The organism is Rhizobium aureum (assembly GCF_030182495.1).
Taxonomy (GTDB): Bacteria; Pseudomonadota; Alphaproteobacteria; order Rhizobiales; family Rhizobiaceae; genus Rhizobium; species Rhizobium tropici_C.
In genome coordinates this window covers 73,613-98,432 of sequence record NZ_JAQJCI010000012.1, presented here as the reverse complement: position 1 = coordinate 98,432, position 24,820 = coordinate 73,613, and the positions used below count along the sequence as shown (strand labels likewise).

General features: G+C 61.3%; 25 protein-coding genes. 12 read left to right on the top strand and 13 right to left on the bottom strand.

The window, feature by feature from the left end; all coding sequences use genetic code 11:
• Positions 1-37 precede the first annotated feature (37 nt).
• Positions 38-670 carry a TetR/AcrR family transcriptional regulator gene (locus PH552_RS23680; protein WP_112344371.1) on the top strand — a complete coding sequence of 211 codons (633 nt, stop codon included), beginning with the start codon at positions 38-40 and terminating at the stop codon, positions 668-670.
• A 36-nt stretch (positions 671-706) separates the two neighbouring features.
• Here the strand turns inward: PH552_RS23680 and PH552_RS23675 are convergent, their stop codons facing one another.
• Positions 707-1,660, bottom strand: coding sequence for a LysR substrate-binding domain-containing protein (locus PH552_RS23675; RefSeq protein WP_112344372.1), 954 nt, complete (start codon positions 1,658-1,660; stop codon positions 707-709).
• 194 nt (positions 1,661-1,854) lie between these two features.
• Here PH552_RS23675 and PH552_RS23670 point away from each other — a divergent pair, with 194 nt between their 5' ends.
• From PH552_RS23670 to PH552_RS23660, 3 genes are all read left to right on the top strand, one after another.
• Positions 1,855-2,157: a DUF1127 domain-containing protein gene (locus PH552_RS23670; protein WP_483315504.1), complete on the top strand. Its 303-nt coding sequence runs from the start codon at positions 1,855-1,857 to the stop codon at positions 2,155-2,157.
• Positions 2,158-2,343: 186 nt separating this feature from the next.
• Entirely contained in the window at positions 2,344-2,925 is a 582-nt protein-coding gene (locus tag PH552_RS23665) for a dienelactone hydrolase family protein (protein WP_113250973.1), read from the top strand.
• Between the two features lie 150 nt (positions 2,926-3,075).
• Positions 3,076-4,674 (top strand): ABC-F family ATP-binding cassette domain-containing protein, encoded by a 1,599-nt coding sequence (locus PH552_RS23660; RefSeq protein ID WP_112344418.1) that lies wholly within the window; start codon positions 3,076-3,078, stop codon positions 4,672-4,674.
• Positions 4,675-4,683: 9 nt separating this feature from the next.
• On the opposite strand, the gene PH552_RS23655 is transcribed toward PH552_RS23660, so the two are convergent.
• The 3 genes from PH552_RS23655 to PH552_RS23645 form a co-directional block, all read right to left on the bottom strand.
• Positions 4,684-5,562: an aldo/keto reductase family oxidoreductase gene (locus PH552_RS23655; protein WP_112344374.1), complete on the bottom strand. Its 879-nt coding sequence runs from the start codon at positions 5,560-5,562 to the stop codon at positions 4,684-4,686.
• Positions 5,563-5,686: 124 nt separating this feature from the next.
• Complete coding sequence (locus PH552_RS23650; protein WP_183763230.1) at positions 5,687-6,556, bottom strand: DUF937 domain-containing protein; 870 nt, start codon at positions 6,554-6,556, stop codon at positions 5,687-5,689.
• Between the two features lie 135 nt (positions 6,557-6,691).
• Positions 6,692-8,065 (bottom strand): glutamate--cysteine ligase, encoded by a 1,374-nt coding sequence (locus tag PH552_RS23645; RefSeq protein WP_113250972.1) that lies wholly within the window; start codon positions 8,063-8,065, stop codon positions 6,692-6,694.
• 243 nt (positions 8,066-8,308) lie between these two features.
• Between PH552_RS23645 and PH552_RS23640 the strand changes: the two genes are divergently transcribed.
• Positions 8,309-8,923, top strand: a complete 615-nt coding sequence (locus PH552_RS23640; protein ID WP_112344377.1) for a LysE family translocator — start codon at positions 8,309-8,311, stop codon at positions 8,921-8,923.
• 4 nt (positions 8,924-8,927) lie between these two features.
• Here the strand turns inward: PH552_RS23640 and PH552_RS23635 are convergent, their stop codons facing one another.
• The 3 genes from PH552_RS23635 to PH552_RS23625 form a co-directional block, all read right to left on the bottom strand.
• Positions 8,928-9,665 carry a 16S rRNA (uracil(1498)-N(3))-methyltransferase gene (locus tag PH552_RS23635; protein WP_112344378.1) on the bottom strand — a complete coding sequence of 246 codons (738 nt, stop codon included), beginning with the start codon at positions 9,663-9,665 and terminating at the stop codon, positions 8,928-8,930.
• Positions 9,666-9,733: 68 nt separating this feature from the next.
• The gene (locus PH552_RS23630) at positions 9,734-11,269 is read right to left on the bottom strand and encodes an inorganic phosphate transporter (protein WP_112344379.1); all 1,536 of its coding nucleotides are present in this window, start codon (positions 11,267-11,269) and stop codon (positions 9,734-9,736) included.
• A gap of 96 nt (positions 11,270-11,365) precedes the next feature.
• Positions 11,366-11,824 (bottom strand): NUDIX hydrolase, encoded by a 459-nt coding sequence (locus tag PH552_RS23625; RefSeq protein ID WP_432422028.1) that lies wholly within the window; start codon positions 11,822-11,824, stop codon positions 11,366-11,368.
• Between the two features lie 302 nt (positions 11,825-12,126).
• Here PH552_RS23625 and PH552_RS23620 point away from each other — a divergent pair, with 302 nt between their 5' ends.
• A complete protein-coding gene (locus PH552_RS23620) occupies positions 12,127-13,032 on the top strand; it encodes a LysR substrate-binding domain-containing protein (protein WP_112344381.1) in 906 nt (301 codons plus the stop codon).
• Positions 13,033-13,157: 125 nt separating this feature from the next.
• Entirely contained in the window at positions 13,158-14,321 is a 1,164-nt protein-coding gene (locus PH552_RS23615) for an adenosylhomocysteinase (protein ID WP_285166317.1), read from the top strand.
• A 74-nt stretch (positions 14,322-14,395) separates the two neighbouring features.
• Here the strand turns inward: PH552_RS23615 and PH552_RS23610 are convergent, their stop codons facing one another.
• Positions 14,396-14,986: an O-acetyl-ADP-ribose deacetylase gene (locus PH552_RS23610; protein WP_113250971.1), complete on the bottom strand. Its 591-nt coding sequence runs from the start codon at positions 14,984-14,986 to the stop codon at positions 14,396-14,398.
• A gap of 22 nt (positions 14,987-15,008) precedes the next feature.
• Positions 15,009-15,905 (bottom strand): LysR family transcriptional regulator, encoded by an 897-nt coding sequence (locus tag PH552_RS23605; protein ID WP_112344384.1) that lies wholly within the window; start codon positions 15,903-15,905, stop codon positions 15,009-15,011.
• Positions 15,906-16,025: 120 nt separating this feature from the next.
• On the opposite strand from PH552_RS23605, the gene PH552_RS23600 reads away from it, so the two are divergent.
• From PH552_RS23600 to glcF, 3 genes are all read left to right on the top strand, one after another.
• Entirely contained in the window at positions 16,026-17,465 is a 1,440-nt protein-coding gene (locus tag PH552_RS23600; protein ID WP_112344385.1) for an FAD-binding oxidoreductase, read from the top strand.
• Positions 17,462-18,661, top strand: a complete 1,200-nt coding sequence (locus tag PH552_RS23595) for an FAD-binding protein (protein ID WP_112344386.1) — start codon at positions 17,462-17,464, stop codon at positions 18,659-18,661. The genes PH552_RS23600 and PH552_RS23595 overlap by 4 nt, the downstream gene beginning before the upstream one ends.
• 228 nt (positions 18,662-18,889) lie before the next feature.
• The gene (gene glcF, locus PH552_RS23590; protein WP_112344387.1) at positions 18,890-20,209 is read left to right on the top strand and encodes a glycolate oxidase subunit GlcF; all 1,320 of its coding nucleotides are present in this window, start codon (positions 18,890-18,892) and stop codon (positions 20,207-20,209) included.
• 48 nt (positions 20,210-20,257) lie between these two features.
• Here the strand turns inward: glcF and PH552_RS23585 are convergent, their stop codons facing one another.
• The 4 genes from PH552_RS23585 to PH552_RS23570 form a co-directional block, all read right to left on the bottom strand.
• Positions 20,258-20,605, bottom strand: a complete 348-nt coding sequence (locus tag PH552_RS23585; protein ID WP_112344388.1) for a DUF6881 domain-containing protein — start codon at positions 20,603-20,605, stop codon at positions 20,258-20,260.
• Between the two features lie 77 nt (positions 20,606-20,682).
• Positions 20,683-21,354, bottom strand: coding sequence for an outer membrane protein (locus PH552_RS23580; protein ID WP_183763233.1), 672 nt, complete (start codon positions 21,352-21,354; stop codon positions 20,683-20,685).
• 315 nt (positions 21,355-21,669) lie between these two features.
• Positions 21,670-22,371 carry a L,D-transpeptidase gene (locus PH552_RS23575; RefSeq protein WP_112344390.1) on the bottom strand — a complete coding sequence of 234 codons (702 nt, stop codon included), beginning with the start codon at positions 22,369-22,371 and terminating at the stop codon, positions 21,670-21,672.
• Between the two features lie 216 nt (positions 22,372-22,587).
• Positions 22,588-23,370: a L,D-transpeptidase gene (locus PH552_RS23570; protein ID WP_112344391.1), complete on the bottom strand. Its 783-nt coding sequence runs from the start codon at positions 23,368-23,370 to the stop codon at positions 22,588-22,590.
• Between the two features lie 299 nt (positions 23,371-23,669).
• Here PH552_RS23570 and PH552_RS23565 point away from each other — a divergent pair, with 299 nt between their 5' ends.
• Together PH552_RS23565 and PH552_RS23560 are read left to right on the top strand one after the other, a co-directional pair.
• On the top strand, positions 23,670-24,299 hold the full coding sequence (locus PH552_RS23565; RefSeq protein ID WP_112344392.1) for a DNA-3-methyladenine glycosylase I: 630 nt from the start codon (positions 23,670-23,672) through the stop codon (positions 24,297-24,299).
• Positions 24,278-24,817: a hypothetical protein gene (locus PH552_RS23560; protein ID WP_483315503.1), complete on the top strand. Its 540-nt coding sequence runs from the start codon at positions 24,278-24,280 to the stop codon at positions 24,815-24,817. The genes PH552_RS23565 and PH552_RS23560 overlap by 22 nt, the downstream gene beginning before the upstream one ends.
• The last annotated feature ends 3 nt before the right edge of the window (positions 24,818-24,820 follow it).

Here is a 24,820-nt window from a genome sequence, read left to right as displayed (position 1 = left end):
CCAGCGTCGTTGAGTATGAAAATGAAACGGGGAAAGAATGAATCCGGACAGGCCTGACCGCGTCACGTTCCGCAAAAGGCCGCAGCAGGAGCGAAGCATTCAACGCGTCGACGCCATCCTGTCGGTCGCAGCCAGGCTGATCGCCGAAAAGGGCGTCAGTGCGATGAAGATGACCGAACTTGCCGCGGTCGCGGGAATTCCGATCGGTTCAGTCTACCAATATTTTCCGGATAAGGCCGCGATCGTCGGAGCGCTGCTTGATCGGCACTCCCGGCTGATCCAGCAAAAGGTCGGGGAAGCCTTTGCGACCGTAACATCGCTGGATCATGCCATCGACCTCGTCTGCGGCATGATCGATTGGTACTACCACGAATTCCGCAGCGATCCCGCATATCTCGGCGTCTGGCTCGGCACGGATATCGACAGGGATATCCTGAAGCTCAACATCGCGCACAGCAATCGTGTCGCCGAAATTTTCCTTGAGAGTATTCTGCCTTTCCTGCCGGCCGAAAGCCGCATCGACTTGACGGCGCGCACTCAGCTCTTCAGCCATCTGATCGGCGCATCCGTCCGCTTTGCCATCATGAGCGACAATGAGATGGCCGTGCGCATGCTCCATGAATGGAAACAGGTGATCCGCACTACTTTGCTGGCGGAGCCGGCACTGTAATCGTGACCGAAAGTGATTGGTTGGTGAGCGCTGAGATCACCAACCCGGCAGAATATGCCCGGCGCGCAGCCGCGGATAGAAGCGCGTATAGGTCTTCACCTCGCCATCGAGGTCATCGTCGACCGCAGCTGGCGTGATGTTGTCCAGGCAGGCCGAGATATGGGCGGTGATCGCGTTCATCAATGAAACGGAAAGCCCAGGACGTTTCATGATGCCGATCTGCACTGGCGGCAGCGGCGGGAAGCCATCAGCCTGAGTCAGCACCTTCATGCCAGTCCTGAGCGCCGATTCCGGCATGACCGAAACCGCCATCCCGGCGAGCACGGCTGCGGCAACGACGGTGCAGGACCAGCTGGTGAACAGGATCTGATAGTCGCGGCCGCCGGCATCGAGAGCCGAGCAGGCAAGCTGGCGCCACTGGCAGTCGCGCCGCCCGACGGCGAGCGGAATGGGCGCATCGTCGCGCAGCGGGTGATTGGCCGAGCCGACCCAGCAGAGCGGCTCCGTTCGAACCACATCGGACATGCGTTCGCGCGGATTATGGGTAACCAGTGCGATGTCGAGTTCACCGCGATGCATGCGCTCGGCGAGATCGACCGAAGGTTCGCAGACGATATAGAGCTCGACATTCGGATGCGTCTTGGCGAAGCGGCCGATGATCTCCGGCATATAGCGGTCGGCGTAATCGTCCGGCGTGCCGATGCGCAGCGTGCCTTCGAGACGATTGTCGTCGAAAGCGGCCATCGCCTCATTGTTCAGGCGAATGATGCGGCGGGCGTAGTTCAGCAGCTTTTCGCCCTCGGCCGTCAGGCGGTTGCCGCGCCCGTCCTTGATGAAAAGCTGCTTGCCGACGCGCTCTTCCAGCCGTCGCATCTGCATGGAAACGGCCGATTGCGTCTTGAACACCCGGTCGGCCGCCTTGGTGAAACTGCCGGAATCCACGATGGCGATGAAGGTCTGCAACTGATCGATATCAAGCGGCGCGGACATGAGTTCACCTATAAAGGAGTTTGATAGTTATCATTAGAAACATTCGTTGGACTGATCAATAGGGCTTTGGCATCTTCTGAATGCAATTCAGCATACCAATCGAACAGAACTCTTGTCGAACTCCTCCCGGCCTGCGCCCCTTTTCCGGATCATCGGAAAGGGGCTCTGCCGGCGTGTGCCCCAAGGAAAGGACCATGGAAATGCGCACGATAGATCGGACCCTTGACCTCGGCCCTGCAACGCCATCGCTGTCACTGACGGCACGCATGATGCTTGCTTTTGTCAATGTGGCATCCATCTGGCGCGCAATCCGAAATCGTCGGGAAATCCACTATCTCAATGAGCTGAACGATGCTCAGCTGTGGGACATCGGCCTGACAAGGCAGGATCTCGACGCTGCGCTGACCACCTCGACCTTCTTCGAGGATCCGTCCAGCCATCTGACCAATTCCGCGCGTCGCTGCACGCGCCCCTCCGCCTTCAGCTTTCGCGGCTGATATCGGACAAAAGTTTCCCCGCAGGGTGATAGCCAATAAGCCCTGCCTCTTTCCCGGTGTTCGGCCCAAGGCCAACACCGGGTTTTTTCGTTTATGACCGTGCTTTCGCAATGGATCATACCCGGGCAAGTTGCCTCCGGTGGCAACTGTCTTATGTTCATGTGATCCGACAGCAGGGATTCGGCGATGGCAACGGTGATCTTCTTCCACTCTGTCTACGGCTTGCGCTCGCTTGAGCATGAGGCGGTGGAGCGCGTGCAGGCCGCGGGGCACAAGGCTTTCGCGCCGGATCTCTATGATGGGCTGATCGCCCGATCGATCGATGAGGGCTTTGAGTTCAAGGAGGAGATCGGCTGGCCGACGATCTGCGAGCGCGCAGAATGGGCGCTGGCCGGTTTACCCGCCTCGACCGTGCTTGCAGGTTTCTCGATGGGCGCCGCCGTCGCTGCAAGCCTCTGGCCGAAGCGGGAGAAGACCGCCGGCATCCTTTTCCTGCATGGCATTGCCTCCATCGCCGACAATGCCCGCAAGGGCCTACCGTTACAGCTTCATCTGGCCGATCCCGATCCGTTCGAACCAGAGGAAGAGGTTGCAAGCTGGCGGCAGGCCGTCACCAAGTCCGGCGTCGCGGCGGAGATCTTCCCGTATCCGGGTGGGGGCGGCCACCTCTACACCGATGCCAGCCTGCCAGATTATAACGCCCAGGCCGCCGATCTCACCTGGAAGCGTGTCATCGATTTCCTTGATGCCATCGACGCCAAGGGTTGAACTTGCTCCTGACTTTGCGCGCCGGCCTTGAACTGAAGCTGCCGGTCGCCTAGTTTATGGGCATCCGCAATACCAACAGGATGTGTGCAGCAATGGATTCCATCTCGACCGCAATGCCGTTCAGCCTTGCCATCGAGGACATTCTTGCTCATGCCCATATCCATCGTTCTATCCAATCTTTCGTGGTCCACGCCTGACGGCCGGCCGCTCCTTTCCCATCTCGATCTCAGCTTCGGTGCCGAACGCACCGGCCTTGTCGGACGCAACGGCGTCGGCAAGACGACGCTGATCAAGCTCGTCTCCGGCGAGCTGCAGCCGCAATCCGGCAGCATCTTCTTCAGCGGTCGATTGGGGATTTTGCGCCAGAACGTGCAGGTGGAGGCGGACGAAACCGTTGCCGATCTCTTCAGTGCGAGCGAAGCCCTTGCCGTCCTGAAGCGGGCGGAAGCCGGTGAGGCGACGAATGAAGAGCTCGCCTCGGCTGACTGGACGCTCGAGGCGCGCATCGCCGCAGCTCTTGATCGTGTCGGCCTCGACGTCACCCCGGAAACACCTCTCGTGACACTGTCGGGAGGACAGCGCACGCGCTGCGGACTTGCTGCCCTCATCGTCGACGATCCCGATTTCCTGATCCTCGACGAACCCACCAACAATCTCGATAGGGACGGTCGCGCAGCTGTCATCGATCTGCTTGCCGGCTGGAGGGCAGGCGCCATCGTCATCAGCCACGATCGCGAATTGCTCGACACTATGGATGCGATCGTCGAACTGACATCGCTCGGTGCATCGCGCTATGGCGGCAATTGGAGCCAGTATCGCGAACGCAAGGCGCTGGAGCTCTCCGCCGCCGAACATGATTTCGCCGAAGCGGAGAAGCGTGTCGCCGAAGTGGAGAGAAGCGCCCAGACCGCCGTCGAACGGCAGGCAAGGCGGGACAAGGTCGGCCGGAAGATGGCGGCCAAGGGCGGTATTCCGCGCATCATGCTCGGCGGCTTGAAGGAGCGGGCCGAGATGACAAGCGCGGAGAATAAGCGCCTCGCCGAACGCCGCCGCGCCCAGGCTCTGCAGGATGCCGCTGCCGCGCGCGGGAAGATCGAGATCCTGCAGCCCCTGACCGTGAAACTGCCGACATCTGAGCTGCCGTCAAACAGGATCGTCCTCAAGATGGAGGGCATCACCGCCGGTTATGAGCCGGAACGGCCGATTCTGCGCGATTTCGATTTCGCTATTACCGGGCCGGAACGCGTTGCCGTCACCGGGCCGAACGGCTCGGGTAAGACGACGTTGCTGGCCTTGATATCAGGTGCGCTGGAACCGTGGAGCGGCACGGTGCGGGTCGTCCACTCCGCTCTGCTGGACCAAAGGGTCAGCCTTCTCGATCCATCGCCGTCGATTCGCGATAATTTCCGAAGGATCAACCCGGAGGCTGACGAGAATGCCTGCCGGGCGGCTTTGGCGCGCTTCATGTTTCGGGCCGATGCCGCGCTGCAGATCGTCTCCAGCCTCAGCGGCGGCCAGCTTTTGCGCGCCGGGCTTGCCTGCGTGCTCGGCGGCTCGGTGCCGCCATCTCTGCTGATCCTCGATGAGCCGACCAACCATCTGGATATCGATTCCATCGCGGCGGTCGAGGCCGGGTTGCGAGCCTATGACGGCGCGCTTCTGGTCGTCAGCCACGATGAGGTGTTTCTCGAGAATATCGGAATAGAGAGACGGCTCGAGCTGCCTGCTCGAACCGTCTCGGATCGGTGAGGGGGCGCGTCAGGCGTGGTTGGCGCCGGCGATGCGATCGAGTTCGGCGATCGCATCTTCCGGCAGCTTCAGCTCGGCCGCCGCGATGTTCTGCCTGAGGTGAGCAAGCGACGATGTGCCCGGAATGAGCAGAATATTCGGTGCGCGCTGCAAGAGCCAGGCGAGCGCCACCTGCATCGGCGTCGCCTCCAGACGCGCGGCGACATCGGAGAGCGCCGAGGACTGAAGCGGCGAAAATCCGCCGAGCGGGAAGAAGGGCACATAGGCGGTGCCTTCGCGGGCAAGCGTGTCGATCAGGGCATCGTCCGCGCGATGGGCGAGATTATATTGGTTCTGGACGCAGACGATCTCGGTGATCCGGCGACCCTCGGCGATCTGGTTGGCTGTGACGTTGCTGAGCCCGATGTGACGCACCAGGCCCTGCCGCTTGAGATCGGCCAGGATTGTCAGGGGTGCTTCGATCGACCCTTCGGCCGGACCATGTACATCGAACATGATGCGGATATTGACGACATCGAGCACGTCCAGTCCCAGGTTGCGCAAATTGTCATGCACCGCCTGTGTCAGTTCTTCCCGGGAAAAAGCCGGCAGCCAGGAGGCATCCGCGCCGCGCCGCGCGCCGATCTTGGTGACGATGACGAGATCGCCGCGATAGGGATGGAGCGCTTCCCGGATCAGCTGATTGGTCACATGCGGACCGTAGAAATCGCTGGTATCGATATGGTTGATGCCGGCGGCGATGGCTTCGCGCAGAACCGCGAGCGCAGTGTCATGATCCTTTGGCGGGCCGAAGACGCCGGGGCCTGCAAGCTGCATGGCGCCGTAGCCAAGCCGTTTGACCTTGCGGTCCCCAAGGGTAAAGCTGCCGGATTGATCGATACTGGACATGGCTATCTCCTTTCAAGATGAAAGCAGAAATAGGCTCAGCTTCGGTGTGTGATAAGCGGGCGCAATGCGCACGGGCTGTGCGGAATTGCGAACAATCGATGGGGTCGGAAGTGGCGACCCGCCGTCACTCCTGTTTGGATGCCGGCTTGTCCTGCGTGTTCAAATAGCTGTCGAAGATCGCTTCCATGTTCTTCTGATAGCTCTTCTGCACTTCCAGGCCGCTGTCGAACATGGCGTTGAACATTTCGGTATAAGCGGCCATGTCAACGCCGGCGGCAGGCTTGGCCTTTGGCTCTTCCTTCGGCGGCTCCGCCGGCATCGGGAAGTTCTTCATCATGTCCTGGAAAGCCTTGGCAAAGGGATTGTCGAGAAACGGATTGGTCGGCGCCGGCTTCTCGCGCTTGACCGAATCGGCGCCGAACATCAGCTCCATCGCCTGGGTGAAGGGGTTATCGAAGATGCTTGCCTGCGGCGTCGGCTGCTGCTTGGGCGCAAAGCCGATGCTCTGCAGCCAGCCCTGCATCATTTCGCCCATATCGGTGTTGAGGAAGGGATTGGCCATCTGCGGGATCTGGCCGCTGGTTTCCTTGAAGAGACCGCCCATCAGCGTATCCGCCATGGCCGGCAGCATGCGCTTGTAGATCTCCTGGCCTATGCCGGTCATCTGCGCAGCCTGGGCAGCGACCGCGCGGGAAACCTCCTTCGAGCCGAACAGCCTTCCGAGCACCGCATTGCCGTCGGCAATGCCCTCGGGCGTAAAGGCCTTGGTCATGTCCTCGAAATATTTGGCATAATTGCCGGACGAGATATCCCGCATGACGCCGACGAAATTGTAGGGATCGGTGGCGCTGCGCTTGAAGCCGGAGGAAAAGGCCGGCATCACCGCGGCCATCGCTTTCGTCGCCTGCTCCTGCGCCAGATTGAACTGCTTGGCCATGGCCTCCGTGGCGGCGCCGTTCTGTGCCTGCATCATCATGTCGAAGAGTGGCAGCATCGAAGTCCCTTTCCCCGCTATGAGGCCGCTTCGGAATCAGGCGGCGCTTGATTCCGATAGTATAGCGGAAAAAAGAGAGCGCATACCGGTTTCTGCCGTCCTCTCACCGAGACGATGACAGCAGCCGACCGGCTATCAGTACTGATATTCCTCGAAGATCGGTTCGACCGACTGGTTCCAGCGGCCGTTGTAGAGCATCAGCAGATCGTCGGCGAGCGTGCCCTTCTTGGCGAGCACCTCATCGAGCGGCGAAAGGAAGACGGTTTCATCCTGCCCGTCGCCGTTCAGGCGATTGCGATTCTTCAGGCCGAGGCGGGAAATGCCGACCACTTCGCGTGCCACGTCGAGCAGGCCATGGCCTTTGATCGCCGCCTTCAGGCCCTGTGTCGGCACCACGTTCCGCAGCGCGTTGACCTCTTGGAAGTTCCAGTCCCTGGTCAGCTCGTCGGCGGCCGCCAGTGCCTCGTCGTCATAGAGCAGGCCGACCCAGAAGGCCGGCAGCGCACAGATGCGGCGCCAGGGGCCGCCATCCGCGCCGCGCATTTCGAGGAAGCGCTTGAGGCGGACATCGGGGAACAGCGTCGAGAGATGGTTTGTCCAGTCGCCCATCGTCGGTTGCCAATCGGCGATCTCGCCCTTCAGCGCACCGTCCATGAACTGGCGGAAAGTGACATGCGTACAGTCGTGGTAGCGGCCGTCGCGAACGACGAAATACATGGGAACGTCGAGCGCCCACTTCACATAGTCTTCAAAGCCGAAATCGTCGCGGAAGGTGAAATCGAGCAGGCCGCCGCGGCGGTTGTCTGTATCTTTCCAGATTTCGCCGCGCCAGGAGGAAAGCCCGTTCGGCTTGCCATCGGTGAAGGGCGAGGAGGCGAAAAGCGCCGTTGCCAGCGACTGCAGCTTCATCGAGACGCGCATCTTGCGGCGCATATCCGCTTCCGAGGAGAAGTCGAGGTTCACCTGGATGGTGCAGGTGCGGTACATCATGTCGAGACCCATGGTGCCGACCTTCGGCATGTAGCGTGTCATGATCTCGTAGCGCGATTTCGGCATGCGCGGCGTTTCGGCGAGCGTCCATTTCGGGCTGCCGCCGATGCCGAGGAAGCGGATGCCCATCGGCTCGGCGATTTCGCGCACCGTCGCTAGATGGGCATTCGATTCTTTGCAGGTCTGGTGAATGGTTTCGAGCGGCGCGCCGGAGAGTTCGAACTGCCCGCCCGGTTCGATCGAGATCGCGCCCATGCCCGAGGGTTCACCGAGCCCGATGATGTTGTCACCGTCCATGATCGGATCCCAGCCGCACTTTGCCTGCAGCCCCTTCAAGAGCGCGGAGATACTGGCCTCGCCGAAATAGGGCACAGGGCTGTTGTCGGCGCGGAAGAACACGAATTTCTCGTGTTCCGTGCCGATGCGGAATTTCTCCTTCGGCTTGCTGCCGGCAGCCAGATAGGCCGTCATTTCCGAGACCGAGGAGAGCGGAGTCTGGTCGGTGGTATCGCGCGCCATGGTATTACCTTAGATCTCGGAGAAGAACCCGCGCAAGCCGCAGGTCAATAGGAGGGTGATTGACGCGGATTGACGTACGGTGCAAGTGAATTTCTTTCAAGGGTCGTTCAAAAAAATAGGATTTTGTGTCTCGCCAGTGCATCACAGCCGTGCCAGCCGCCGTCCTATTTGCACAAGCGTTCAAGACGTTTCGCCGTGAGCACGGATAGTTTTGCTTCGATTGACATCAAGCGGAGCATATCGATGAACGGCCCGAACGCGCTTTACTATCCCATATTGACTTTGCTTCTGGCCTCGCTGGTCATCATGGGAAGCCCAGGCCCTTCGACGATCAGCGCCACTGCGATGGGAGCGGCCTATGGCTTCCGGCGCTCGCTCGGTTATGTCTCCGGCCTGATCGCGGGCACTGTGGCGGTCTTGCTGGCCGTGGCCGCCGGCGTCGTTGCGATCCTGCTGTCGGTGCCGCATGGTGCCTTCCTGCTGACGGCGGTCTCGGCCGTCTATATCCTGTATCTCGCCTTCAAGATCGCCACCGCGCCGCCGCTGTCGCGCCGCGACGATCGGGCTGCGGCTCCGGCCTTCTCCGGCGGCTTCCTGCTGGCGGTTGCCAATCCCAAGGCCTATCTGGCGATTGCTGCCGTCTTTGCCGGGGTCAGCCTGTTTCATGATCAGAGATTGCTCGACGCCGCCGTCAAGATCGTGCTGCTCACGGGAATGATCGTCGCAATCCACATGGTGTGGCTTCTTGTCGGCGCTTCGCTGTCCCGCTTTCTCCAAAATCCGAGGACCTCGCGGATCGTCAACATCTCGCTGGCGGTCCTGCTGGTCGTTGCGACCATCGTCGCTGTTTTGGAGTGAAGGCTCAGTCCCAGTCGCCTATGACAGCCTGGATGACCGCCATGGCGGCAACGGCGGCCGTATCGGCGCGCAAAATGCGCGGCCCCAGGGGAATGGCCGTGACGAAATCGAGGCTGCGCAGAAGAGCACGCTCCTCTTCCGAAAAGCCGCCTTCGGGGCCAACCAGCAGCGCCAGATGCTTCTCCTTCACCTGTGTCAGCAGCGGCAGCGGATTTTGGCCGGCATCGCCTTCGTCGCAATAGATGATGCGACGCTCGTGCGGCCAGCGGGCAAGCAGGTCGGCAAGCTTTACCGGCTCGGCCACGTCCGGGATGCCGAGAATGCCGCATTGCTCCGCGGCTTCGATGACATTGGCCTTGACCTTGTCCAGATTGGTGATCTTGCCCTGCACGTGCTGCGTCATGACCGGCTGCAGCAGGCCTGCACCCATTTCCACCGCCTTCTGCACGAGATAATCGAGCCGTCCGACCTTCAGCGGCGCGAAGAGATAGTGCAGGTCGGAGGGAGCGGGCTGCGGTCTCGTTTGCTCGGCGGGCGTCAGCAGGATGCGTTTGCGGGTTGGGAAGGAGATGCTTGCTTTCCACTCACCGTCGCGGCCGTTGAATAGAAGCAGTTCGGCGCCATCCTCCATGCGCAGCACGTTGGCGAGATAATTGAACTGATCCTGATCGGTCTCGATGGCGATGCCTGCCTTGATGTCTGCGGTCATGAACAGCCGCTGCATGCGGAAATTGGCGCGCATGAATTACCCCCGGAATTGCTTGGAACAATGAGATCGAGCGGTTCGCAGATCCGGTGAGCAGAACCGTCCTAAATGAAGAGCGCGACCATAACCCAATATACGGTGGCGGCAAGCAGGGCTGCGACCGGCACGGTGATCGCCCAGGCCGCGACGATGGTCATGAAATGCGAACGGCGCACCAGACGCCGCCGATGGATCTCGTCCGGATTGCGCTCATCCGTGATTTCCGGTTCAAGCCAGGGAATGCCCGCGGCTTCGGCCTTCTTGCGCATATAGTCAAATCGCCTCCTGGAGCGGACGGTGTACCACTCGCGAAAGAAGCCGACGCCGAAAACGGCGCCGACGGTAATGTGGGTCGAACTCACCGGGAAACCGAACCAGGCCGCGACGATGACGGTGAGCGCTGCGGATACGGCAACGCAATAGGCCCGCATCGGATTGAGTTTGGTGATCTGCTCGCCGAGCAGGCGGATGAGTCGCGGGCCGTAAAGCAGCACGCCGACGGAAATGCCGCAGCCGCCGATCATCACGACCCAGAAGGGCGCCTTCTGCGTGGTCGTCTCGGCAACCACGCCGAGCGAGCCGCCGAGGCCGATATCGCGCACGATCGCCGACAGCGGTCCGATGGCATTGGCGACGTCGTTGGCGCCGTGCGCAAAGGACATCAGCGCCGCCGAGCAGATCAGCGGCAGGCGGAAAAGCTTGCGCAGCGAGCTGTTCTTGTTTTCAAGCCCGAGGGATTGTGCCGCCACGAGCGGCCGCGCCGCCAGCCAGGCGCCCATGCCGACAATGATGCCGATCGCAAGGTTGAGGATATTGGGTATCGTGCCCTTGGGCTCGAGCTGAACCACGAGATAGCCCGAGAAAGCGCCGGCCATCAGACCGATCAGGATGGGGATCCAGTATCTGGCAGCGGCGATCTTGTCGTCGCGATAGACGATGAAGCTCTCGATGAAGAACAGGATGCTGGCAGCGATGGCGCCGCCAAGGAAAGGTGTCACGACCCAGCCGGCGGAGATCGCCGCGAGAAGGTTCCAGTTCACCAGTTCCGGGCCGACCGCTGCGGCTCCCGCGCCGACCACGGCCCCGACAATCGTATGCGTGGTCGAAACGGGCGCCTTCAGCCAGGTTGCGAAATTGATCCAGAGTGCCGCGGCGAGAAGTGCGGCCATCATCAGCCAGGCAAGCTTGCCGATACTGATGATACGATTGGTGTCGACGATATGCGCGGAGATGGTGTTGATGACGGGGCCGCCGGCAATCGTCGCGCCGAGGATTTCGAAAATGGCCGCCATGACCAGCGCCTGCGTCATGGTGATCGCGCGCGCGCCGACCGCCGCTCCGACATTGTTGGCAACGTCCTTCGCGCCGATGTTCATGGCCATGTAGCCGGCAAGGCCGACGGCGGCAAGGATCAGCGTCGCGCTCGGCTGGTCGAGCACGTAGATGCCGGCGAAGACCATGGCGAGGCCGAGGAAGATCAGGCCGATGCCCGGCGCCACGAGGCGCCTCGCGACGTGATGGGTCGCGTCCTCGACATAGGTGAACTTGTCGAGGTCCTTGTCGAGCGTCCTTTTTATGGGTGTGGCCGGTCGGTCGGGCATGCAATTCTCTGGGTCAAAACTCTCGTATTGCGCGGCGTGACGGGGCACGCAATATCCGCCATACACACTGGCACAGTTTTTTGTGACTAATGTGGCTTATTTCGCCTGGGTTGCGGCGGAAGCCGCCGTCATCCGCCGTGCGAAGGCGACGATGAGATCGCGCAGTTCCGGTTCGCGAACGCGTTCGGCGGCCACGTCGCAGGAGACCCACTCCAGGGAGCGCTCGCCTTTTTCCTTGAATTGCTTGGCGAGCTCGTTGACTTCGAGCGCATAGACCTGCACGCGGCATGGCACCTGAATGCCGTCCCTCAGCATCTTGTCGTAACCGAACGAGCCGAGCGGTTCCGTTTCCACAGTGCCGCGTACGCCGGCCTCTTCATAGGCTTCGCGGGCGGCGACCTCATGGGAAAGCTTGCCCGGCATGGGCCAGCCCTTGGGAATGACCCAGCGGCCGGTATCGCGGCTGGTCAGCAGCAACACTTCGAGATCACCCGTTTTCTTCTTCAATCGATAGCAAAGCGCAGCATATTGTTGTCGCGGCGGGCGCCGAAACATAAGCTGCACGTCATTCGCTATACGGTTGAGAAAGGCCAATTGTCGGATCACCTTTTGGGCTGGAGTGAAGCTCAGGTTGCATAATAACATCGGGAGGAAAAAAATTGCGATGCATATAATGCTATATGGTATTTCCCCACATATTTATTCAGTACTGCGTAGATAAAAAACAAAAGGTCTGTTTTCTGATATTCGCCAGCTGTTGTGCTGAAAACGACATTGAACAGCATTTTTATGCCGCAGATGGCGCAGTTGCTTGAACACCGTCGCTATCATACTGGGAAAAAAGATAAATTCTTGTCATGTCAGAACGCCTACCCCGACGCTTGCCACCTTTGAATGCATTGCGCGCTTTCGACGCGGTGGCGCGGCGAGGCAGCATTCTGAAGGCAGCCGACGAGCTTGGGGTCGTGCGCGGCGCCGTCAGACAGCAGTTGAATCTGCTGGAAGCCCATTTCGGCATGGCCTTGTTCCACCGGGAAAATGGGAGGCTGGTGCTGACGGCGAAGGGCAGGACTTTCGCTGATTCGGTCGGTGTCGCCCTTGGCATCCTGGCGCGGGCTGCGGCAGACCTATCGATCGAAGGCAGGCGGTCCATCCGACTTGGGGTCCCCTCGGCCTTCGCGGTCTGGTGGCTGATGCCGCGCGTCGCCGGCCTGCAGGCAGCGCTTCAGGATATCGATGTAGACATCGTGCCGATGGCAGCGGTGGAGCCTTTGGCCAAGCGGCCGGATCTCGAAGCCGTCATCATGGGCGGTGAATACCGGCCGACGCGTGATATCACCGCGATCCGCTTCATGGAGGATGAATTCGGGCCGGTCGCGACGCCGGCGCTCGCCGATGGCCTTGGTCTTTCAGCCGATGTCTCAGCGCTCGCCGGGGCTGTCGCGCTCGCAAGCCGTTCCGCCCCGAGCTTATGGCAGGATTGGTTTGCCGAAAGCGGTCACGCTCCCCTCCGCTTTGCCGGCAATCGCGAATTCGAGGATCTGCTGCTCGCGATCGGAGCCGCACGTTCCGGGCTTGGTATTGCCATCGCGCCGCGCACGGCGGTCGGTGAGGATATCGATCGGGGCACATTGATGGCGCCCTACGGCTTCATTCGAAGGCCGGCCGGCTACAGCCTCAGCATCCGCAGCAGCGATGTGAAGGATCCGGCTCTCATCCGGCTCGCCGATTGGTTGAGCAGGGCAGGGGCCGAAGGGGTTTAGCGAGGCACCTGCCCGATCGGATCCATATGGCAGATTTTCTGCCATGCGATGCATTGCAATGTCCATCGACAGCCAACCTCCAGCCATGCCAGATCGCATATGGAACCAGCCGGCAGGAGCGCAACATGGATCAATCCTCTTCTCTTTCCCGTATCGACTGGGTGGCGCGCAGTTGCCGGCTGCTGGCGGCCACGGCGGCGGAATTTCGCGACACCCGGCCCTTTGCCGGCCTGACCATCGGCACCGGCATCCATCTCGAGCCGAAGACGGTCGCGTTGCTGATGACGCTGCGCGCCGGAGGTGCTGATCTCGTCTGCACCGGCAATCTCAACAGCACGCAGCCGGAAACGGTCGACTATCTTCGTGCTCAGGGCATCAAGGTCTTCGCGACGCAGACCCGCGATCCCGAGGAGCACGGCGCAAGCCTTGATGCGATCCTGGCGGAAAAGCCCGATCTGCTGCTCGACAATGGCGGCGATCTCTTCGCTCGAGCAGCCGACACGCCCTATGCCAATCTGCTCGGCGGCACGGAGGAAACCACATCCGGCCGTACCCGGCTCATCCCGATGCGCGACAGGCTCGACATGCCGATCCTGGTCATCAATGACAGCCCGATCAAGCAATTCGCCGAAAACAAGCATGCCGTCGGCCAGAGCCTGTTCGAGAGCTATCTGCGTTTCACCAATCGCTCCACCAATGGCAAGCGCGTCACCGTCTTCGGCTATGGCGCCTGCGGCAAGGGCACGGCGGCGTGTTTTCGCAACGCCTTTTCCACGGTCAGCGTTGTCGATATCGATCCGTTTACGACGCTTGAGGCACATCTCGATGGCTTCTCGACGCCATTGCGCGAGGTAGCGATCCGCTCCGCCGATATCCTGATCACCGTTACCGGCTATCCAGATATCATCGCCGCAACTGATCTGCCTTTGATCAGGGACGGCGCGATCCTGATGAATGGCGGTCACTTCCCGCATGAGATCGATGCCGAAGGCTTCCGCAACAGCCCGGACGTCGCCGGTACCGACCGCTACGAAGCCGAGCAGATCGAGACGGTGCGTATGCGTGACGGCCGCACCTTCCATATTCTCGGCGGTGGCCACATGGCCAATCTGGCCGGGCCGCGTCCGTTGGGCAATACCATCGAATCCATGGATCTCGGATTTACGCTGCAGGCCCGTTGCCTGGAGCGGGTCGCCAAGGGCGGCCTCGGCGGCGAAGCCTGCGTCATTCCCGTTCCGGCCGATATCGACGCCTTGGTCGCCTCCGCCTATCTCGATCTGGCGCGCTAGAACGGTTCAGCTTTTCACGGAATCTCTGAACCGCTCTATCTCTTTGTTGTCTCGCAATTCCGGACGGAAAACCGCTACGCACTTGTCCTGGAATTGCGCTGAGCATCAGCTCCATCAAGCGCTTGCGGCAGCAATCGGTCGTAGAGCGCCGCCATGTCGTCACCGAAGCAGCAGAAGACGATCTCCTCGAAGGCGCCATCCTGGCTTTCGGCAAGGGTGGTGCGGATTGCGATTTCCGCTGCAGGCTCGGCGGGAAAGCGATAGACGCCCGTGGAGATCGCCGGGAAGGCAATGGTTTTGAGCCCGCGTTCCCGGGCAAGGCCGAGACTGCTGCGATAACAGCCGGCGAGCAGCGCCTCCTCGTCATGATCGCCACCATTCCAGACAGGGCCGACGGTGTGGATCACATGCCTTGCCGGCAAGCGATATCCCATGGTGATCTTCGCTTGTCCGATTCTGCAGCCATTCAGCGTCCGGCATTCGGCGAGCAGGTCCGGTCCGGCGGCGCGATGGATCGCGCCATCGACACCGCCGCCGCCGAGCAGGCTGCTGTTGGCCGCATTGACGATGGCATCGACCGGAAGCTTGGTGATATCGCCGAGAGCCACGGTGAAGCGTGTTGCGGCAGAGGCAACATCGGAACGAATGATCTCGGGCGCGGACACGACGATCTCCTCGATAGGGTTCTCATCGCTCCCAATAGGGAAGGGGGCCATAAAGTTCCGCGAGAAAATCGATAAAAACGCGTACTTTTGCCGGCAGGAACTGTCGGCTGGGGTAAACGGCCGAAAGCGTGACATTGTGCGAGCCTTCATAGGCCGGCAGGACCTGAACGAGTCGGCCGTTGCGCAGCTCCGGGCCGATATCCCAGGTCGAGCGCAGGGCGATGCCGAGGCCGGCGATGACCGCTTCGCGGATAACCTCGCTGGAATTGGTGATCAGCCTGCCCTCCGGCCGGAACGTCAGGCTGCCCTGCGGACCGTCGAGCCGCCAGGGATCGTGATTGTGCGCGGGGAGGCAGGTGTGACGGCGCAAATCCTCGATATCCTCGGGCATGCCATGCGCATCAATATAGGCAGGTGACGCGCAGAGCACTCGGCGCACCGGCGCGAGCCTGCGGGCGACGAGGCTGGAATCGGTGAGCTCGGCGATACGGATGGCAAGATCGAAGCCTCCGCCGACGATATCGACGAACTCGTCGCTCAGCACCAGATTGATTGCGAGGTCCGGATGGGCCTGCATGAAGGATTTCAGATGCGGCGCGATATGCAATCGTCCGAAGGATGTCGGGGCGGAGATCTTCAGCGTGCCGTGCATCTGCGAGGAGCGGCCGGCAATATAGGCTTCCGCCTCTTCCAGGCCGGCAAGAATGGCGAGCACGCGGTCGTAGAAACCCTGGCCGGCCTCCGTCAGCGAAATCTGCCGCGTCGTGCGCTGCAGAAGTCGGGTGCCGAGCCTGTCTTCGAGCCGCTTGATGCGCTTGGAAATGACGGCGGGCGAAAAACCGAGCGCGCGGCCGGTCAGCGACATGCTGCCCGTTGCGACGACGCTGGCGAAGATTTCGAGATCTCCTAAATTGGTCATGCACGATTATTTCCCGTTTTGGAATAAATGCTTATCATTTGCTCCAAACCTGGGAAAGCGCTAAGGCTGTAATGCGCTAAAAGGGGCTGCGTCCGACATCGGATGCAGAAGGAGGACGGTATGGCTGAGGCCATTTCATTTCTGGAGCCGCGTGCGGATGTTCTGGCTCGCCGCAGCGCTATCGTCGCCGATCTCACCGACCTTCTCGCGCCGGAATGCCTGATCCACGAGCCGCGCGAACTCGTACCCTTCGAAACCGATGCGTTCGTGTCCTATCGCCGCCTGCCGCTCGCCGTCGCCTTGCCGCGTTCGACCGCTGAAGTGTCGGCCGTGATGAAATATTGCCATCGCTATGGCATTCCCGTCGTTCCGCGCGGCGCTGGCACCTCACTTTCCGGCGGCGCCATCCCGCAGGAGGATGCCGTCGTTCTCGGGCTCTCCAAGATGAACCGCATCCTCGATATCGATTATGCCAATCGCGCGGCGACCGTGCAGGCAGGCGTGACGAACCTGCACGTCTCCGAAAGCGTCTCGGCCGATGGCTTCTTCTACGCGCCCGACCCGAGCTCGCAGCTTGCCTGCACCATCGGCGGCAATATCGGTATGAATTCCGGCGGCGCCCACTGCCTGAAATATGGCGTCACGACCAACAATCTGCTTGGCGTCAAGCTGGTGTTGACCGACGGCACCGTCATCGATCTCGGCGGCAAGGCGCTGGATGCGGCGGGCTACGATCTGCTCGGCCTCGTCTGCGGCTCCGAAGGCCAGCTCGGCATCGTCACCGAGGCGACGGTCAGGCTCATCGCCAAGCCGGAAGGTGCCCGGCCGGTGCTCTTCGGTTTCGACAGTTCCGAAGAAGCAGGCGCCTGTGTCGCCGATGTCATCGCCGCCGGCATCGTGCCAGTCGCGATCGAGTTCATGGACAAGCCGGCGATCGAGATCTGCGAAGCCTTCGCCAAAGCCGGCTATCCCCTCGATGTAGGGGCCTTGCTGATCGTTGAGGTGGAGGGGTCGGAGGCGGAAATGGATGACATGCTTGCGAGCATCGTCGCTATCGCCCGGACCCATCAGGTCAAGACGGTCCGCGAATGCCAGTCGGCGACGGAGGCGGCCCTGATCTGGAAAGGCCGCAAATCCGCTTTCGGCGCCACAGGACGCATCGCCGATTATATCTGCATGGACGGAACCGTGCCGCTCAGTCAGCTCTCTTATGTGCTGAAAAAGACGGGTGAGATCGTCGACGGCTACGGTCTGCGCGTCGCCAATGTCTTCCATGCCGGCGATGGCAACATGCATCCGCTGATCCTCTTCAATGCCAATGACCCCGAAGAGGCGGCCAAGGCGGAAGCGGCCGGCAACGACATCCTGCGGCTCTGCGTCGATGCCGGCGGCTGCCTCACCGGTGAACATGGCGTCGGCATCGAGAAGCGCGACCTGATGCGGCACCAATATGCCGATGTCGATCTCGCTCAGATGATGTCGGTCCGTGCGGCTTTTGATCCCGACTGGATCCTCAATCCTTCCAAGGTCTTCCCGCTCGACGGACGCAACGCCGCATGACCGAGTTTCATCCGAGAACGGAGGAGGAAGCCGCCTCCATCATCAGCGATCATGCGGAGCGTGGCGCGGCTCTCGCGATCGTCGGCGGCAACACGCGGTCCGGCTTCGGCAACGCGGTCGCCTCCGAAGCGGTTCTGTCGTCGCGCGATCTTGCCGGCACCGTCGCCTATAATCCGGGTGAGATGGTCATGACCGCGCGTGCGGGCACGCCGGTCGCGGAGGTCGAGGCCGCTCTTGCAGAGGCCGGCCAGATGATGGCCTTCGAGCCTATGGATCATAGGCCACTGATGGCGACCGAAGGCGAGCCGACGATCGGCGGCATTTTCGCGGCCAATGTCTCCGGCCCGCGCCGTTTCGTCAGCGGTGCCGCGCGCGACAGCCTGCTCGGCGTCCGCTTCGTCAACGGCAGGGGTGAGATCGTCAAGGCCGGCGGGCGGGTGATGAAGAATGTCACCGGTCTTGATCTTGCCAAGCTGATGGCCGGCTCGCACGGTACGCTCGGCCTATTGACCGAGGTGACCTTCCGGGTGCCGCCGAAGCCGAAGACGGAGGAAACGATCGTTGTCTCCGGCCTCAACGATGCGGAGGCCGCCAATGCCATGGCGGCGGCCATGGCCCTGCCGCTCGAAGTATCGGGTGCCGCCCATCTGCCGCTGACCGTCGCCTGGTCCTTCATCGACGGCACGATGCCGCAAGGGGAGGCGACAGTGCTGCGCATTGAGGGCCTTCCCGGTTCCGTCACGGTGAGGGCCGAAAAGCTGGCCGCAGCGATGGGCCGGCTCGGCCCCGTCAAACGTCTCGAAGAGGACGTCAGCCGCAGGCTCTGGCGAGAGATCCGCGATGTGAAACCCTATGCCGATGGCACGATGCGCCCGATCTGGCGGGCATCCGTCGCCCCCAGCATCGGCCACCAGCTTGTCGCGGCCCTTCGCCTGGAGGAGGGCGTCGATGCCTATTACGATTGGCAGGGCGGTCTTGTCTGGATGCGCATGGAAGCGGAGCCGGAGGGCGATATGCTCAGGCGCTATATTCACGCGCTCGGCGGTGGGCACGCAACCTTGATGCGCGCCACCCCGGCCCACCGCGCGACGACAGCGGCGTTCCAGCCGCAATCCGAAGCCGTGGCGCTGCTGTCTGCGCGCGTGAAGGAAAAGTTCGATCCGGCGGGAATTTTCAATCCGGGGAAGATGGGTTGATGCGGATGGAGTCTTTGGCTGGTTACCCCCTCACCCTAGCCCTCTCCCCGTGGGGGCGAGGGGACAACCCAATTCTGCGTGGCTTTTCACCGTCGACGATAAAGGAGTTGCGGTGTCGCCAACTCCTTCTCCCCTCGGGGAGAAGGTGCCCGACAGGGCGGATGAGGGGGCTTTGTACGAAGGAGCTAGCAATCGCCCATCCTTTGGCGCGAAAGTAGGGGAAGCCTGATGCAAACCAATTTCACGCCCGAACAGCTTGCCGATCCGCATGTGGCCGAATCAGAGGCGATCCTTCGCAAATGCGTGCATTGCGGCTTCTGCACCGCCACCTGTCCCACCTATGTGACGCTCGGCAATGAGCTCGATAGCCCGCGCGGCCGCATTTATCTCATTAAGGACATGCTGGAAAACGGCCGGGCCGCCGATGCCGAGGTGGTAACGCACATCGATCGCTGCCTGTCCTGCCTTGCCTGCACGACCACCTGTCCTTCCGGCGTCGACTACATGCATCTGGTCGATCACGCCCGGGCCCATATCGAAAATACTTACCGGCGACCGCTGATGGATCGGCTGACCCGCAATGTGCTGGCAGCCGTGCTGCCCTATCCCAGCCGTTTCCGGCTGGCCCTGCGGCTCGCAAACCTCGGCCGGCCATTCAAGGGTCTGTTGAGGCGCGTTCCGGCGCTTAAGCCTTTCGCCGCCATGCTCGATCTTGCGCCCCGCAGCATCCCGGCACCATCTACCTTTGCCAAACCCGCACTCTACGAGCCACAGGCGGAGCGGCGCGGTCGTGTGGCGATCCTGACGGGCTGCGCTCAGCCGGTGCTCGATCCCGAAATCAATGCTGCGGCGATCCGCCTGCTGACGCGCCTCGGTGTCGAGGTCGTCGTGCCGGAGGGGGAGGTCTGCTGCGGCTCGCTGGTTCATCATATGGGGCGCGAGGAACAGGCGCTTGGCGCCGCCCGCGCCAATGTCGATGTGTGGCTGCGCGAGATCGAGGCCGGAGGGCTCGACGCCATCATCATCACCGCGTCGGGCTGCGGCACGACGATCAAGGACTATGGGCATATGCTGCGCCTCGATCCCGCCTATGCCGACAAGGCGGCAAGGGTCTCGGCGCTTGCCAAGGACATCACCGAATATCTGGCAAGTCTCGATCTTCCCTCGCATATGCCGCGCGGCATCGCGGTCGCCTATCATTCCGCCTGCTCCATGCAGCATGGGCAGAAGATCACGATGGCGCCGAAACTGCTATTGAAGGCGGCCGGATTCACAGTGCGCGATCCGGCAGAGGGACATCTCTGTTGCGGCTCGGCCGGCACCTACAACATCATGCAGCCGGAAATTTCGGCAGAGTTGAAGGCGCGCAAGGTCAGGAACATCGAGGCGACGAAGGCCGATATCATAGCCACAGGCAATATCGGCTGCATCACGCAGATCGCGACGGGAACGGGCATTCCCATCCTGCATACGGTGGAGCTGCTGGACTGGGCCTATGGTGGCGAGATGCCCGCGAAGCTGAAGGGCCTGCAGCCGGCCGCTGCTTAGAGCAATTGCAGGAAAAGTGCAGAGCGGTTTTCCGTCCGGAATTGCGTATTAATGCAGCTTGTCCGGCGTGGGCAGGCGATGAGCCTGCCATTCGACTTCGAACCGATCGGCGGCAATTCGCGTCATGCTGATGCGGTCCTGCCCTTCCTCGAAGAAAATGCCATCCACCAGGCCGACAATACCATCGTAAAACGAGCCTTCGACGAGGCTGGTGATCCGCCGCATTTCATGTCCCACTGCAGTAAAATCGACAACCGACATGCATTGCCGGCGACCATCGGCAAACACGTCGATAAGCCGGGGAACATCGCCGGTGATGTCGACCTCGTAATAAACGATGACCGGCTCCTCGCTTTCCGGATGGATCCAGTCGCATCTGTAATAGGAAAAGCTCATGTGCTGGAATATAGCACATAATCCCCCGCGCCTGAACCGGTTTGGGGGATCGATCGCGAAGTTTGGCCGATCCGGCTTCAGAAGTTGAACGAGACGCCGAAGTTGAGCGCGTGGGTGAAGACCTTGGTCTTCAGCGTGTTGCCGCTGTCGATCGAAACATCGTTCACGAAGTTATAGTTACCCTTGTATTCGACGAAGGTCGACCAGTGCTTGGAGATCTGGTAGCTGACGCCGGCCTGTGCCTGCAGAGAAGCGCCGCCGAATTCGTAGTCGAAGGTGCGGCCGGAGGCGCGGGTGACTTCCACATGCGGCACGTTGATACCAGCGCCGAGGCCGACATAGGGCGTCCAGTTGCGGGCAGGGTCCTGGAAGCGGTAGAGCGCGTTCAGTGTCAGCATGTTCAAGCCGTCGGTGAACTCGAAGTGCGACCAGCCGGGCGTGTTGCCGAGATCGCCATAGACCTTGGCATGCGAGTAATCCAGCGACACGCCCCAGTTCGGTTTGTCGAGCTCATCAAGCCACCAGATGCCGCGGAAGCCGAAATAGGGAGGCATCTTGAAGGATTTGCCCGACCAGTTCGGGTCGAAATCGGCCCCGTCCGATGTGGTCACGTTGCTGCCGGTTGCACCCTGCACGCCGCCATAGGCGGAAAATTGCATCTCTGCAGAGGCAGAATTGGCGGCGAATATGAATGCTGAAATAGCAAGTGCGGCAAGCGCCGGCTGCGTAATGCGAACTGCACGATGCATATGAAATCCCCGAATGCCAAAGTGCTGCCATCTAAGCGCGCTTCCGTGACACTTCTATTGCAGTCATAGGGGCGCAGGCCCGGCTTAGGCGGGAAAACTGACGGTAAACTGAAGGGAATAAGCCGTTTTGCGGCGGGTCGGGACGATAAATTTGAGGCTGTAACACTGATGCAACACCGGCATTCGTGTCACTTGGCGCGGAATGGCGCATCCTCCGAGAAACGGGCGTCCTCGATCCGCATGATCGATGTCATGCCACGGTCTAGAACGCCCGTAAACTGATGTTCGAATTGGGGCGAGGAGATATCGCTCCCCTTAGCCGCCGAACAGGGTCCGCAGCACATCGACGCCGCGATCCTGATAGCTGACTTCGCCCTGCTTGTTGCCGGGGCCGACCACGATGACCTTGGTGCCGACGGGGACGCGTTCGTAAAGATCGATCACGTCCTTGTTCATCATGCGGATGCAGCCTGAGGACATGTTGAGGCCGATGCTCCAAGGCTGGTTGGTGCCGTGGATGCGGAAGGCGGTGTCATTGCCGTTGCGATAGAGATACATGGCGCGCGCGCCGAGCGGATTGTCCTCGCCGCCTTCCTGATAGGCCGGCAGCTTGCGGCCCTTCTTGGCTTCACGAACGATCATCTCCGGCGGCGGCGTCCAGCCCGGCCATTCCGCCTTGCGGCCGACCTTGACGACGCCCGACCAGCCGAAGCCATCGCGGCCGACGCCGATGCCATAGCGCCTTGCGCGATTATTGCCTTCGACGAGGTAGAGATACTTGTTGTTGGTGTCGACGATGACGGTGCCTGGCGCTTCGTTCGTCGCAAGCCGCACCATGCGCCGCTGGAATTGCGGTTTGACCTGGCCTTGCGGTTCCACGGCGACCCGGACCACATCGCCGCGCGTGGTCGGTGCTGCCGCATAGGGCGTGGAAGCGGTAAAGGCTGCTGCGTTCGATGCTGCAAGAAGACACGCCGCAACGACGCCTGTCGCCACGACCGATAGTGCTGCTCTCATATGGAATTCCCTCGTTGAAGTCGGTAGGAAACTACCGGAACCGACGAAGGGATCAAGATCAAAATACCCGATAGGCAGAAAGGCCTGGAAGAACCTCCCTCTCTTCTATCGCGGATCAGACTATAGTCTGAACTATAGTGGAGGCCTTTCAGGCGCGGCGAATACTGAGCTTTCGATAAGCAGTATCGCCGCGCAGGTCCAAAAGGCTGTTCTCGATCACATCACGATGACGCGAGTGCCGACCTTAACGCGGTTGTAGAGGTCGATGACGTCTTCGTTGCGCAGGCGGATGCAGCCGGAGGAAACGGCGCTGCCAATGGTCCAGGGCGCGTTGGTGCCGTGGATGCGATAAAGCGTGGAGCCGAGATACATGGCGCGGGCGCCGAGCGGATTGGCTTCGCCACCCTCCATATGCGCCGGCAGATAGTGGCCCTTGGCCGCTTCGCGGGAGATCATTTCGGCTGGCGGCGTCCAATCCGGCCATTCCTGCTTGCGAGTGACGGTATGAGCGCCGGCCCACTCGAAGCCGGGCTTGCCGACGCCGACGCCATAGCGGCGTGCCTTGCCGCCATCCATCACCAGGTAGAGGAAGCGGTTGTTGGTATCGATGACGATGCTGCCGGGTCTTTCCTTGGTCTGATAGTCGACGATCTGCGGCAGGAATTGCGGGTCGATCTGGCCACGGATTGCCGGGTACCGCGGGCGGGCCATGGCAACCTGCTGAACGACCGGGCGCGCGAACAGCCCGCGCGGCTGCACGACCTGGCGCACCTGCGGATTGGCCGGCTGCTCCATTCTGGGATCGGCGGCGCGGCGCGCCATCGGGCGGGGATAGACGACCGGCTGCACATTGCCGCCGCCAAGCTGCATCACCCAGGGGGCGGTCAGATCGGGACTGACGATGACGGGCGGGCGCGATTGATAGCGATCGTCGGCAAAGGCGGTTGAGGCAAGCAGGCTTAAGGCGCCCGCGGCAAACAGGACGGCATGTTTCATCATCGGACAAACTCTCTACATGGGCCGAAGATGGGCGCGAAGGCACCCGGTCGAAACCATGGTGCCACTTGCACGCGAGCGAATGGTAAACATCTATTCATCAAAATGCCGCGAAGCCGATAAAGCTTTATCAGGGTTACCGCCTGGTTTGGAAAGATGGTTTGCAAGTGGTAAATCTGGAATCGGAATGCGCGATCGTCGAAATGTGCTTACGATTTTAAGCGTTTGATTGATCTGGTTTTATCCGATATTTGCATACCGGTTTCCGGTAGCGCGCGCTGAAATAGGGACGAATCGCGAAAATGGCCGACACGGGCATCATCACCGGCGAAGATGGCAAGGACCGCTGCTTCTGGCACGGTAATCTGCCGGAATATCAGCGCTATCACGACGAGGAATGGGGCCGTCCGGTCGTCAATGACATCAGGCTCTTCGAGAAGATCTGCCTCGAAGGCTTCCAGTCGGGTCTGTCCTGGCTGACGATCCTGCGCAAGCGCGAGAATTTCCGCGCCGCTTTTGCCGGCTTCGATTTCGAGAAGGTCGCCAAGTTCGGCGAAGCGGATATCGAGCGCTGCCTTGCCGATGCCGGCATCATCCGCCATCGCGGCAAGATCGTCTCCACCATCAACAATGCCAATCGCGCCATCGAGCTGCGCGATGAATTCGGATCGCTCGCCCGCTATTTCTGGAGCCACGAGCCGACCGCTGCCGAGCGGCCCGAAGTCTTCGATCTTGCGCATCTTCGCGCCAATCCGACGACGGCTGCTTCCGTGCGGATTTCGAAGGATCTGAAGAAGCGCGGCTGGACCTTCGTCGGCCCGACCACGGTTTATGCCTTCATGCAGGCCATGGGCCTGGTCAACGACCACATCGAGGGCTGCTACTGCCGGAAAGAGGTGGAGGCGATGCGATGCGCATTGGTGCGGCCATGAGGGCGGCGCTTCTTGGCCTTTCCATGGCGGCGCTTGCGCTGTTTGGTTCCGCAGCGGCTCATGCCGAGGATGCCGCCCAGCAGCTGCCGCAGCTCGACCGCGGCGAAAAAGTGGAGAAGATCAGCCTTCCCGCGGTCCTCGAAAAGCTGACGGGCTGGACGAAGTTCGGCAAGGGCAAGGTCTATATACTGCCGCTGAAGAAGGGCCAGCATGTGCGGATCACCTTCAGCTCGAAAAGCAAATATGCCTATATGGCGATCTTCGATCTGTCGTCGAGCGAGGATGAATCTTTCTTCGGTACGGACGAGGATGGCAATACGGCCGATGTCACCGTCAACGAGGATACGACCTGGCTGATCAAGCCCTATTATTCGCGCGTCACTCGTCGGCGTGGCCTCGGTGCGCCTTACGAGATCCTCATCGATCCCAATCCGCCCGCCGCGCAGCAGGCGCCCGCCGATCAGCAGAAGGATCAGGGACCGATGCTGTTTCCGCCGCGCTCGAAACAGGGACAGTAGGGA